The sequence below is a fragment of the Arcicella sp. GW458-12-2-14-TSB2 genome (genome assembly GCF_059423785.1).
The window spans coordinates 1-12,564 of the sequence record NZ_JBWKYN010000174.1 but is presented as its reverse complement, the minus strand read 5'-3'; the positions used below and the strand labels follow the sequence as shown (position 1 = coordinate 12,564).

Below are 12,564 nucleotides of genomic sequence, written 5' to 3'. Positions count from 1 at the left end.
TTAATATACTTTTCAGAGATTTTTTATTATTTTGCATCACATTTAAAATCTATGTAAAATTGAATTAAACCGATAACCTATTTAAAAGAAGTATTAAATTTTTAAGGAAAATTGTATTTTATTTAGATTGGTTGAAAAGTTGGAGTACCCACAAGCAACTATTTTTTTGATTAGACTGTAAAAGTTAAAATCATCATCAATTTTTAAAATTATACTGATATGAACTATCAAATTCACGAAGGAAATGGCTACAAGTACATCGACGAAGGAGAAGGAGAGATTCTTTTTTTACTTCATGGGCTTTTCGGTGCTTTAAGCAACTGGGAAGGAGTAATTGAAGGCTTCAAAAATAAATACCGCGTTATTATTCCAATGATGCCAATTTATGAAATGCCCATAACCAAAGCTGGATGTGAAGGATTGACAGAATTCATTGAAGGGTTTGTGAATTGGAAAGGTTTTGATGAATTAACACTTCTGGGTAATTCTTTGGGCGGGCACGTTTCTTTGATATATACCCTAAGAAACCCTTCAAAAGTAAAAAGATTAGTACTTACTGGTAGCTCGGGGCTTTTTGAAGACGGCATGGGCGGGTCGTACCCAAAACGTGGAAACTATCAATACATTAAAGAAAGGGTAGAATATACTTTTTATCGTCCAGAAACAGCCACCAAAGAGCTGATTGACGAAGTGTTTGAAATAACAAACAGTGCATCTAAAGTAATTAGAATTATCTCTATTGCAAAGTCGGCACAGCGGAACAATATGGCCAAAGATGTTGTTAAAATTAAAGTACCAACACTATTGGTTTGGGGATTGAACGACACCATAACGCCGCCACAAGTAGGTCATGAATTCAATCGTTTAATTGAAAATTCTGAGTTACATTTTATAGATAAGTGTAGTCATGCACCTATGATGGAGTGTCCAGAAAGATTTAATGAAATTTTGGATGGATGGCTCGAAAAGACTCCTATTCGTGTAGTTGAGTTGGTATAATCAACTTAAAATTTGGAATTTATCAATAATTAACTATATTAGCTTAATTATATTAAATTTCATCAACACAATATGCTCGCAAACAATTTTATTAATCCAATGTTGCCAGTACTAAAATCTTCAGATACAGTAGGAGATGCGTTAAACTGGATGGAAGAATATAGAATAGGACAATTGCCATTGATTCATGAACAAGAATACCAAGGTTTAATTAGCCAAGATGTTCTGATAGATGCCGATGAAGACTTACCTCTTTTGGCCCTACAACCAGAATTTGAAGAAGTATTTGTGAATGTTCACCAACATACTTTTGAAATTCTAAAAATTGTTCAGCAATACAATTTACAAGCGATTGTAGTATTGGATGAAGAACAAAATTTTGCAGGGACAATCAGTGTACAAGAATTACTTACTCAGTTTTCAAAAAGCTTAGGTTCGCAGGAAATTGGGGCAGTATTAGAAATAGCTGTTGAAAACCGAAGCTATTCGCTTTCTGAAATTAGTAGATTGATTGAATCTAACAATGTAAAAATTATTAGTTCATATTACACAAGTGGTGGTGGACTAGAAGATTCAAAAGATATTTTAACGTTAAAATTAAATCAGCAAGATATTTCAAGAGTAATAGCCACCCTCGAACGTTTTGAGTACGATATCGTCGGAGCTTATAATTTTGAAGAGATTACTTCGCCAGATAAAGAGCGATACAATATGCTGATGAAATATTTAGATATATAAAAAAAGGTCTTGAGAAAACCTCAAGAGCTTTTTTGTGAAAACATACCTTAGTATTTTTTAGAAGTAAGAAAAAATAGCACTTAAACGTTTTTCTACGTGAAAATCACAAACAAATACTAATATTCAAACCTAAAAGTTTGGCAATTCCCCATCTTCTTTCTTCTTTTGTTTTTTAGATAGATAAATAAGCAGTTTTTATCAAATTGTTTAATACAGCTTTCAACCCACACAGACAATACAAGATGAAAATAGCCATTCATGGGCGAAACTTTAAGGATGAAATCAAACCTTTTGTGCAACAAATGTTTGATTTTCTGGCTCAAAAAGGAGTTGAAATTCAAATCTCTGATGTCTATCAACAGTTTTTAGCTGAGATAGGAGTAAACCACCATGCGACCCAATTTTATACTTCTCAAGACGACCTCTTTGATGCCAATTTGGTTTTAAGTTTGGGTGGAGATGGCACATTACTAGATGCTGTGACACATGTTAGCAAAAGAGAAACACCAATTCTGGGAATTAATACAGGGAGATTGGGTTTTTTGGCAACGGTTTCTCCTGATAAAATTACCGAAAGCTTGAATGAAATCTTTGCTAGTCATTATACCTTAGACCCTCGCACGTTAGTAAGCGTTGAAACACGCCTTAATAATGAACCCATTGATATTTTTAACGGCATCAATTTTGGGCTGAATGAATTGGGTATCATGAAAACCGATACTTCTTCCATGATTATGTTGAAGGCATATTTAAATGGTGAGTTTTTAAATACTTACTGGGCCGATGGTTTAATCATTGCTACTGCTACAGGGTCAACGGGCTACAACCTTAGTGTAGGGGGGCCGTTGGTCATGCCAAGTTCTGATATTTTTGTGATTTCGCCAATGAGTCCTCATAATTTGAATGTACGTCCTTTAGTCGTTTCTACAGATGTAATCTTGGATTTTGAAGTAGAGAGCCGCAGCAATAGCTGTTTGATTTCTTTAGATGCACGCTCTAAAGTAATAGACAGTAATGTGAAAATTAGGATGAAAAGAGAGGCTTTTAAAGCAAATATCATTAAATTGAGTGATAGTAATTTTTTGAATACCCTTAGGAGTAAACTTAATTGGGGTTTTGATGCTAGAAATTAATACTTTGCTCAAAAGTTAAATTATACTGTTTGTTTCCATGATAATATATTATTTTCGTAGCAAAATTTAAGGGTAAATCATAACAAACGCACCTATTTTACGTTAAGAAAAAGTGTAAACACAGCTTTGAGAGATATTTTACTAAAAAGATAAATTAACCACATTGACTCCATCCATTACCAGACAAATATGAAAAAATATTCTTCAATACTTCTGATATTGATAATTTGTGCATTGAATACACAAGATTTAAAGGCACAATTTAGGTTTTCAAATCTTTTCGGAGGCAAAGATAAGCCACGTAAAAACAGATTATTTGAGCCCAACTCTAATGTCAGCTTAGGAATAGGTACATCTAGTTATTATGGCGATATTTCTCCATACAACAGATTTTTGCCATCTACCATAAATGGAATGCGTTGGAATGTCAATTTCAATTTTACACGTCAACTTTCACCAACATTTGGCTTACGTTTTGGACTTACTTATGCAAGAATCTCTGGAGACGATAATTATCTTGAAGGCGTAAAAGGCTATGAAGCTAACTTTATTAGAAATCTACATTTTAGAAATGACATTAAAGAACTTTCTATTACTGGCCAATACGATTTTGTACGTACTAGTCGTAGTTATTTACGCAGAGCAAGCATTATTCCTTATATTTTTGGAGGAGTAGGCGTTTTTGCTCATGACCCAGTGGCTAAACCTCAAGCTTCTTTATATGGCAATGATTGGGTGCGTTTGCAACCACTTCATACCGAAGGACAAGGTTTGCCGGGCTATCCTAATGCTCCTTATTCGTTAATTAGTGTTTCCTTCCCTGTGGGTGTTGGGGTTAAATATAGACTAAATCGCAATTGGGATTTAGGTATCGAACTCAGCTACCGTTATACATTAAGCGATTATTTGGATGATGTTAGTGGCAATTTTGCTAACTCTGCCGATTTACAAGCTCAAAGTCCTTTAGCAGCATCAATGGGTAATAGATCGTTAGAAAAAATTGCAGCTCGTACTGGAAAAGACCGTACTCAGGGTGTTATTAACTATTTAACAGCAAAAGGTTTTTATGACCCAGCATCACCATACGACCCTTTTACTTTGACATCGATTCCGGGTTTTTCAGACAAAACAGACTTGCGAGGAAACCCGAAGTATAATGATTCTTATTTATTAACTACGGTAAAATTGATTTATCATATTCCAAATAAAATTAAATGCCCAGTTGTCCGTTAATCAATCTGGAATAACATTCATGAACAGTCAGGTGTATATTTCACCTGACTTTTTTTATTAATTATGACATTATCTAAAAAGTTTTTCCTTTTGGTATTTTGCCTAACAAGCTTGAATACTTTTGCACAAAAAATTGAAATAGGAGGAGGTTTAGGAGCAATGAACTATAAAGGAGATATATCTCCTAACTTTTCCCCAGCTTTTGCTCGTTTGGGAGGTAATCTTCTGTTTAGATACAACCCCAATAAAATAGTATCATTCAGAAGCAATTTGGTGTTGGGCTCTATTTATGGAGATGATAGCAAAGTAGATGATTCATTCAATCAACTGAGAGGGAAGACCTTCAAGACCTCCATCAGTGAATTGAATGTAGTAACGGAATACAACTTTTTTGACTACAAATACAACCGTTATCATAAAGACTGGACTCCTTATGTGTTCGGGGGGGTAGGACTCATGAGTTTCTCTCCAAGAGATGAAAAAACGAGTGATTATAAAACACTTCAAGTAGTAATTCCTTTTGGGATAGGTATTAAATACAATGTGACAGGACCGTGGGATATTAACGTAGAATTTGGTACTAGAAAAACATTTACCGATTATTTAGATAATTTGGGGGGGGATAACCCTGCACTCCCGAAAAATCAACAAAACGATTATAGTCGTGCAGATATGTATTACTATACCTCTCTGTCTTTGACCTACAAATTTATCAAAGTGTATTGTCCTAAATAAGAAAAATATTAAAGGTTTATTGATTGAACATAAAGGAATAATAGGCCTAAAAACCTGCTATTGTTTTATGTTCAATTGTTTTTTATGCAGTTTTAAATCCATTCTTACTCGCAATAAGCCATTCTTGATTTTGAATAGGATAGGGAATTCATTAAATTTGTCATATTATTCCCAAAAAGTACTCCTAGTCCATTTTTTGACTTACAAACAAAGTTTTAAAAGCTACAAGAAGAACTAAGCACTCTAGGAATTAAAGGCTCAGAACTTGCTTCTTGCGTGTTTGAAGGCCTACTATTATAAGTTTTATGTGTTAAAAAGTGTTAAATCGGTGAAAGAACAATTAGACCCTAACAATCTACCAAAACATATTGCCGTTATCATGGACGGAAACGGACGATGGGCAAAACAGCAAGGCTTCGTTGATAGAATTTTCGGACATAGAAATGCTTTGAAAGCAGTGAAAGAAGCCATTGAAGGTTGTGCTGAAATAGGTGTCAAATATTTAACACTTTATGCTTTTTCAACTGAAAACTGGAACCGTCCGAAAGCAGAAGTAGATGCTTTGATGATGCTTTTGATTAGTGCGCTAAAAGACGAACTGGAAGACATGAAAAAAAACAATGTACGATTAGATACCATAGGTGCTATTGATACATTGCCTGAAAGTTCGCAGAGAGTACTTAGAAGTGCTATTGAAGAAACAAAAGATAATACAGGCGTAGTAGTTATTTTAGCCTTGAGCTATAGCGGGAAATGGGATATTATCACCACTGCCAAAAAAATAGCACAGCAGGTGAAAAATGGAGAAATAGCCATTGATGATATTAACGAACAGCTTTTTGAACAATCTTTGGATACGAAAGGAATTCCCAATCCTGATTTAATGATTCGTACAGGAGGCGACCATCGCATTAGTAATTTTATGCTGTGGCAATTAGCTTATTCTGAATTGTATATTTTTGAAGAATTGTTCTGGCCTGATTTCAGACGCGAACACCTTTTTGAGGCAATCCTTAATTATCAAGAACGTGAACGGAGATTTGGCAAAACTTCAGAGCAAATTAAAAACCCAATTAATGCTTAAAATACAAATGTATTCTTTCTCATCTGAATTGAGAACTATTCGCACAATGAAAAAATATACTTTACTGCTTTCATGCTTATTAATTTCTTTCCTTTCACAAGCACAATTGCGTGGTGCAATGGGAGCACGTTCGCCAATTGCTGAAAAAGCGGTTGAATTGAATTATGCAGAACCAAGAGAATATGAAATTGCTGAAATTACCACGACTGGCTCTAAATTCTATGATGGCAACTCAATGATTTCGCTTTCGGGACTTAGAGTAGGAGATAAAATTAGGGTTCCGGGTGATGCCGCTACTTCTGCCATTAAGAAATTAATGAGTCAGGGGATTTTAGAAGAAGTACAAGTAGAAGCTACTAAAATTGAAGGTGATAAAATTTGGTTGAATATTGTTATCAAAGAAAGACCTAGGTTGTATAAACTAGAATACACAGGAATTAAAAAAGGAGAACAAGAAACACTAAGTGATAAAATTAAAACCTACAAAGGTAAAATCGTTACTGAAACGGTTAAGAAAAACGTAGAGTTAGCAATTAAGAAATTTTATCAAGATAAAGGCTATTTGAACGTAAGTATCAAAATTGCTGAAAGAACAGATTCTCTTCGTGGTAATAATGCTACGATGAAAGTGGCTATCAAAAAAGGCGATAAAGTTAAAATTTCAAAAATCGAATTTATTGGTAGAACTGAAATAAAAGAAAGTATTCTTCGTCGTAAGTTAAAAGGAACCAAACAAAAGGCGTTTTATAAAATATTTACTTCTTCAAAATATGTTCCTAAAAAGTTTGAAGAGGATAAGATAAAGCTGATTGAGTTCTATAACAAAAAAGGGTACAGAGATGCTCAACTTATCTCTGATTCAGTATTCAAAGACTCTGAGAAAACAGTAAAAATCATCCTTAAATTAGATGAAGGCAAGCAGTATCACTATAGAAATATCTATTGGGAAGGAAACTACATTTATCCAGATTCAATTTTAACAGAATTGTTAGGCGTTAAAAAAGGAGATGTTTATAACGTAGAAGATTTAGAAAAACGTTTGAATGGAAAACCTGGCGAAGACGTAAGTTCTGCCTATATGGATAATGGTTATTTATTCTATCAATGTGAACCCGTTGAAACTGCAGTTGCAGGAGATTCGATGGACATGACTTTTAGAATTACTGAGGGTAAGCAAGCAACCATCAATAAAGTTATTGTAAATGGTAATACTAAAACTTCTGACCACGTGGTAATGCGTGAGATTAGAACCTTACCAGGACAAAAATTTAGTAAATCTGCCATCATTCGTACCGTTCGTGAATTATCGACGATTGGTTATTTTAACCCTGAAAAAATTACGCCGAACCCAATTCCAAAAGCTGATGGAACGGTTGATATAGAATATAACGTAGAAGAAAAACCTTCTGATCAGATAGAGCTTTCTGGTGGTTGGGGTGGTTATATTGGTTTTGTGGGTACTTTAGGGGTAACCTTCAATAACTTCTCTGCCAGAAATATTGGAAACCTAAGTGCTTGGAAACCATTGCCTTCAGGTGACGGACAAAAACTTTCTGTTCGTTTTCAAGCAAATGGTACATCTTTCCAAAACTATTCCTTATCATTTACTGAGCCTTGGCTAGGAGGGAAGAAACCAAATTCATTCTCAATCTCATTGAGTAGAAGTATTTCATATCCATATAAAATTCAGCAGTATAATCAGTTGAGTGGCTATGGTTCGGGTTATGGAAGTAGTTTATATGGTTATGGAAGTGGCTATGGTTATGGCTACGGTACAGGATTAAACACATCAACTTCTGATAGTGCTACTGCGGCTCAGAATGATGCACACTTTAATAGTACAACCTTAGCATTCAGTTTAGGAAAGCGTTTAAAAGTTCCTGATGATTATTTCTCATTGAGTAATTCATTATCGCTTCAACTGATTGATGTGAAGAACTTACCTTATTATGGCTATCCAGAAGGAAATTCAGTAGCAGTTTCATTTGTTACTAACTTCTCTAGAAATAGTATTGATAACCCTACTTTCCCACGTTCAGGGTCTAGTTTCTCATTAACGGCTTCATTAACACCTCCATACTCTTTGTTTGGTGGCGATAATAAAAACTTAATTGAATATCATAAATGGATGTTTGATGCCTCATGGTTTACGCCAATTACTAGCAAGTTGGTCTTCCACATGCGTACTCACATGGGTTTCTTAGGGTCGTATAATTCTAGTAAAGACATTACTCGTTTTGAACGTTTTGACCTTGGAGGCTCTGGTATGCAAACAGGTTATAATGTTATTAGCCGTGATATTATTGCTTTGCGTGGATATAAGGATAGAGTATTTGGGTCGCAAGGTAGCTTGCCGAGTGGTGGGGTTGCTTATAACAAATTTGTAATGGAGGTTCGTTATCCAGTTTCATTGAACCCATCAGCAACAATCTTCTTATTAGGTTTTGCTGAAGGTGGAAACAACTTTGCTAACTATTCAGAATACAATCCATTTAAATTATATAAGTCGGCTGGGTTTGGTGCTAGAATCTTCATGCCTGCATTCGGGATGATTGGTATTGACTATGGTTTTGCTTTTGATAAAGTGCCAGGACAAACTTCAAGCAATAGCTTTGGTCAGCAGGCATTTACTTTCTCAATAGGTCAGCAAATTCGTTAATAATAAATATTAAGCTTAGCACTAGCTGATTGATAAATTGGCTAGTGCTAAGCATTGTTAATGTTTTGTTAAACAATATAGAATAGCAATAAGATAGTATTCAAGGCGTTAATCAAATACATTCACTAAATTAGCCACCTTAGCCATGAAAAAGCGGATATTTTTACTAATTTTGCCATTCTTATGTTTGTGTTCAACAATTGAAGCACAAAAGTTTGGCTATATTGATACCGAATATGTTACTTCTAAATTACCAGAGTACCAAAGTGCTCAGGCTGAAATAGAAAAACTAACGACTAAGTGGATTAAGGAAGTATCAACAAAAAATGATGAATTAGCTAAGTTAGAGAAAGCCTACAGAGCTGAAGAAGTATTGTTAACGGAGGAAATGAAAGTGCAGCGGTTAAAAGTAATTGCTGATAAAGAGAAAGAAGCTAAAGAATTACAAAATAGAATCTTTGGCTTTGATGGAGAGCTCATCAAAAAGAAGCAAGATATCATGAAGCCAGTTTTAGATGAAGTAGCTAAAGCGGTAGAAAAGGTAGCTCGATTAAAAAAGCTTGATTTTTTGTTTGATAAATCGTCAGATGGATTAGCGATGTTGTACACCAATCCCATTCATGACTATACAGATTATGTGATGGAAGAGTTGGGGATTTCGACAGAGCAACTGAAAGAGAAACAAGAACAAGAGGCCAAGGAACAAGGAGAAGAGAACAAAGAAAGTGAAAATACAACAAAAAGTAAATCAACTAGAAAAGGAGTAACTAGCAACTTCAAAAAAGAGTAATAACCAAATCAGAATCACAGAACAATGAAAAACAAATTTTTAATTGCTTTATTTGCAATTCTTGCTTTAGCTACAGCTAATGTAAATGCACAACAAAAAATCGGATATATTAGCCTAGATTACATTTTAGCTCAAATGCCAGAAGCAAAACAAGTAGAAACAGAATTGACTACTACTAAAACGCAATATGACAATATGTATCAGCAAAAAGTGAAGGATTTCCAAACTAAATTGGCTGATTATGAGAAAAATGCTGCTACTATGGCAGATGTAATTAAAGCTGATAGAGAGAAAGAATTACAAGGAATGCAGTCTAGCATTGAAGAATTCCGTCAAAACTCTTCTACTTCTTTACAAAAGAAACAAGCACAATTGTTACAACCTTTGTTAAAGAAAATTGAAGATAACATGCATGGTGTAGCAAAAGAAAATGGTTTTGCTTTTGTATTCAACTATGATGCAGGTCAAGGAACTACTCCAATTGTTTTACATGCTCCAGATGATGCAAACATCTCTGACTTAGTATTAAAAAGAATGGGTGTTACACCAAAACCATTGACGCCAGCGCCAGCTACTCCAGCAGCAACAGCTCCTAAAAAATAATCATAGCGTTATTTCTTTATAAAAAAAGCCTCAAGATTTTAAAATCCTGAGGCTTTTTTATGGTCTATACTTTGTGGTATTATAAAAGCTTACTAATGATATTCTCAACGGTTACGCCTTCTGCTTCCGCTTTAAAGTTCCTTACTATTCTATGACGAAGCACAGCCATTGCTACGGCTTTCACATCTTCAATATCTGGAGAATAATTACCATTTAATAGGGCATTACATTTGGCTGCTAAAATCAAGTTTTGCGAGGCTCTCGGTCCTGCTCCCCATTCTAAATACTTATTAGCGATAGCATCTGCCATGGTTGTATTAGGCCTAGTTTTATGCACTAGTTTAACGGCATACTCAACTACATTATCGGCAATAGGAACACGTCTAACTAATTGCTGATAAGCTAAAATCTCTTGCCCTGAAACTTGCTGAGTGACGTTATACTTCTTATCTGAAGTAGTATTTTTAACAATATCCAATTCTGCTTCATATGATGGATAATCAAGCGTTACCATAAACATAAAGCGGTCTAATTGAGCTTCTGGCAATGGATAAGTACCTTCTTGCTCAATTGGGTTTTGTGTCGCTAATACAAAGAAAGGCTTCTCTAAAGGATATTTCTTCCCTGCAACTGTCACAGCGTACTCCTGCATGGCTTCTAAGAGCGCTGATTGAGTTTTAGGAGGAGTTCTGTTTACTTCATCCGCTAATACGATATTTGCGAATATTGGCCCTTTTACGAATCTAAAATTTCTCTCATTATCTAATGTTTCAGAACCAACAATATCAGAAGGCATTAAATCAGGAGTAAATTGTATTCTATTAAAATCTAAATCTAAAGCACCCGCAATGGTTTGAATGAGCAATGTTTTAGCCAAACCCGGCACACCTACCAATAAGCAATGTCCTTGACAAAAAATAGCTGTAAGAAGCATTTTAACAGTTTCATCTTGACCAATTACAACTTTTCCGATTTCTGAAGTAAGTTTTTGATAGGATTCTTTTAAAGCATCTACTGCTTCAACATCTGATTTGAATTGAACCATATTTTCTATTGTGTTTGTCGATTTTGTGCTTTATGACACAAAATATTTCTTACTATTTATGAGCGATGTACTTAAAATTAAAAATGTCAGGCTAATTGTAATTTAACCTGACACAATTTAAATTAAAACAAGATTTTTACCAAAGAATAATGAATCTTAAAATCACTGATCATTCGTTTTCATGACATTACATTCCTTGTATTCATCAACGATATAAATAAATACATCGTTTTTGGCAGTGGCAAACCATTTTTCAATGGCTGTATTTCGTTTCCTATTTAAGGCATAAGTAGACATTCGTTGGAAATCGTCTTCTAAGTTTGCATAGTGAGGAGGATGTTTAGCCTTGTAATATAATATTCTCATCGCCGAACGTCCATCTTCTGTTCTGTATGGCATTGGGGCAGTAATTGTTCCTACCGTCATTGAGTCAATAGTGAAATATAAACCTGATTCCATGGTGCCATCTAAAGCCATCTTGATAGAGCGAGTCTGTGGGTCCGTAATCATTCCTCCCGCATCTTGTGTAGCTTTATCCTCAGAGAAATCCTTGGCAGCACGTTCAAATTTGATACTATCTCTTTGAATCAATACTCGGATACTATCTAAGAAACGTGTAGGTTCTTGTACATCCAATCTCTGATAGTCTGGTCTTAATAAAATGTGTAGGGCGTGATATTCTTGTCCACGAACTTCCAACATTTTAATTAAGTGATAACCAAATTCAGATTCCACTACGCCAGATAATTCATTAGGTTTTAACTTCAAAGCAGCCGCTTCAAAAGGTGCAACCATTTGTCCACGTTTTGCAAAACCTAAATCTCCGCCTCTTTTACCTGAACCTAAATCTTCCGAATATAATTTAGCTAATTCTTCAAACGACTCGCCATTTTCTACTCGTCTCTTGTAGTCGTTTAGTCTTTTGTATAATTCGTCCTTCTGTGCCTTCGTAGTTTTGGCTAGCCTAACGATATGACCAATCTCTACCTCTGAAGGCATATATGGAATAGAATCTTTAGGAATACTCTCAAAAAAGCGTCTTACTTCTTTAGGAGTAATCTTAACATCACTCGTAATTTTTTCTTGCATTTTACGAGTTGTCAATTGCTCTTTTATCGCCGAACGAAGTTCGTCTTTTAAAGAAGAGATGCTTTTACCATAAGCTTCAACAATATTTTTCTGAGAGCCAAACTGTTGTTCCATTTGTTCCATTCTGGAAGAAAGTTCAGTTTCTACTCTTTTATCATCGACAGTAATAGAGTCAATTTCAGACTTTGCCAACATCATTTTACCAACTACCAAGCTTTCAAAAATCTGACAACTAGAAGGAGCACCAGCTTGTCCACTTTGTTTGTATTGTTGTACTTGTGACTCTAACTCTGATTTTAAAATATAATGGTTGTCTACTTTAGCAATAATTTTATCAATTACTACTGGCGTTTGTGCCTGTAATGATTGACTAAAAAATAGACAGATTGCGAAAAGGAAAATAAATAATTTCGAAAATTTCATCTAAAAAATGAATTAATATGAAACGTACAGGGT

The 12,564-nt window shown here is 34.8% G+C and carries 11 protein-coding genes; 9 read left to right on the top strand and 2 right to left on the bottom strand.

Going from position 1 to position 12,564, the window contains the following annotated elements; translation table 11 throughout:
* The first annotated feature begins 219 nt into the window (after positions 1–219).
* From AC07XN_RS19840 to AC07XN_RS19800, 9 genes are all read left to right on the top strand, one after another.
* Complete coding sequence (locus tag AC07XN_RS19840) at positions 220–999, top strand: alpha/beta fold hydrolase (protein WP_309912014.1); 780 nt, start codon at positions 220–222, stop codon at positions 997–999.
* A 72-nt stretch (positions 1,000–1,071) separates the two neighbouring features.
* Complete coding sequence (locus AC07XN_RS19835; RefSeq protein ID WP_309912013.1) at positions 1,072–1,737, top strand: CBS domain-containing protein; 666 nt, start codon at positions 1,072–1,074, stop codon at positions 1,735–1,737.
* A gap of 242 nt (positions 1,738–1,979) precedes the next feature.
* Positions 1,980–2,870 (top strand): NAD kinase, encoded by an 891-nt coding sequence (locus tag AC07XN_RS19830; RefSeq protein WP_309912012.1) that lies wholly within the window; start codon positions 1,980–1,982, stop codon positions 2,868–2,870.
* A gap of 189 nt (positions 2,871–3,059) precedes the next feature.
* On the top strand, positions 3,060–4,103 hold the full coding sequence (locus AC07XN_RS19825; RefSeq protein ID WP_494744295.1) for a DUF6089 family protein: 1,044 nt from the start codon (positions 3,060–3,062) through the stop codon (positions 4,101–4,103).
* Positions 4,104–4,166: 63 nt separating this feature from the next.
* On the top strand, positions 4,167–4,838 hold the full coding sequence (gene porG, locus AC07XN_RS19820) for a type IX secretion system protein PorG (protein ID WP_309912010.1): 672 nt from the start codon (positions 4,167–4,169) through the stop codon (positions 4,836–4,838).
* A 307-nt stretch (positions 4,839–5,145) separates the two neighbouring features.
* The gene (uppS, locus tag AC07XN_RS19815) at positions 5,146–5,922 is read left to right on the top strand and encodes an undecaprenyl pyrophosphate synthase (protein WP_309912009.1); all 777 of its coding nucleotides are present in this window, start codon (positions 5,146–5,148) and stop codon (positions 5,920–5,922) included.
* A gap of 46 nt (positions 5,923–5,968) precedes the next feature.
* Complete coding sequence (gene bamA / locus AC07XN_RS19810) at positions 5,969–8,581, top strand: outer membrane protein assembly factor BamA (RefSeq protein WP_494744296.1); 2,613 nt, start codon at positions 5,969–5,971, stop codon at positions 8,579–8,581.
* A gap of 145 nt (positions 8,582–8,726) precedes the next feature.
* A complete protein-coding gene (locus AC07XN_RS19805; RefSeq protein ID WP_494744294.1) occupies positions 8,727–9,371 on the top strand; it encodes an OmpH/Skp family outer membrane protein in 645 nt (214 codons plus the stop codon).
* A 24-nt stretch (positions 9,372–9,395) separates the two neighbouring features.
* The gene (locus AC07XN_RS19800; RefSeq protein WP_309912006.1) at positions 9,396–9,974 is read left to right on the top strand and encodes an OmpH/Skp family outer membrane protein; all 579 of its coding nucleotides are present in this window, start codon (positions 9,396–9,398) and stop codon (positions 9,972–9,974) included.
* Between the two features lie 79 nt (positions 9,975–10,053).
* On the opposite strand, the gene AC07XN_RS19795 is transcribed toward AC07XN_RS19800, so the two are convergent.
* Both AC07XN_RS19795 and AC07XN_RS19790 read right to left on the bottom strand, forming a co-directional pair.
* Positions 10,054–11,019, bottom strand: a complete 966-nt coding sequence (locus AC07XN_RS19795; RefSeq protein ID WP_309912005.1) for an AAA family ATPase — start codon at positions 11,017–11,019, stop codon at positions 10,054–10,056.
* Positions 11,020–11,181: 162 nt separating this feature from the next.
* The gene (locus tag AC07XN_RS19790; RefSeq protein WP_309912004.1) at positions 11,182–12,531 is read right to left on the bottom strand and encodes a peptidylprolyl isomerase; all 1,350 of its coding nucleotides are present in this window, start codon (positions 12,529–12,531) and stop codon (positions 11,182–11,184) included.
* Positions 12,532–12,564 lie beyond the last annotated feature (33 nt).

Coding starts and splice junctions, on each gene's coding strand:
- AC07XN_RS19840 (WP_309912014.1), top strand. CDS start 220: ATGAACTATCAAATTCACGAAGGAAATGGCTACAAGTACATCGACGAA.
- AC07XN_RS19835 (WP_309912013.1), top strand. CDS start 1,072: ATGCTCGCAAACAATTTTATTAATCCAATGTTGCCAGTACTAAAATCT.
- AC07XN_RS19830 (WP_309912012.1), top strand. CDS start 1,980: ATGAAAATAGCCATTCATGGGCGAAACTTTAAGGATGAAATCAAACCT.
- AC07XN_RS19825 (WP_494744295.1), top strand. CDS start 3,060: ATGAAAAAATATTCTTCAATACTTCTGATATTGATAATTTGTGCATTG.
- porG (WP_309912010.1), top strand. CDS start 4,167: ATGACATTATCTAAAAAGTTTTTCCTTTTGGTATTTTGCCTAACAAGC.
- bamA (WP_494744296.1), top strand. CDS start 5,969: ATGAAAAAATATACTTTACTGCTTTCATGCTTATTAATTTCTTTCCTT.
- AC07XN_RS19805 (WP_494744294.1), top strand. CDS start 8,727: ATGAAAAAGCGGATATTTTTACTAATTTTGCCATTCTTATGTTTGTGT.
- AC07XN_RS19800 (WP_309912006.1), top strand. CDS start 9,396: ATGAAAAACAAATTTTTAATTGCTTTATTTGCAATTCTTGCTTTAGCT.
- AC07XN_RS19795 (WP_309912005.1), bottom strand. CDS start 11,019: ATGGTTCAATTCAAATCAGATGTTGAAGCAGTAGATGCTTTAAAAGAA.
- AC07XN_RS19790 (WP_309912004.1), bottom strand. CDS start 12,531: ATGAAATTTTCGAAATTATTTATTTTCCTTTTCGCAATCTGTCTATTT.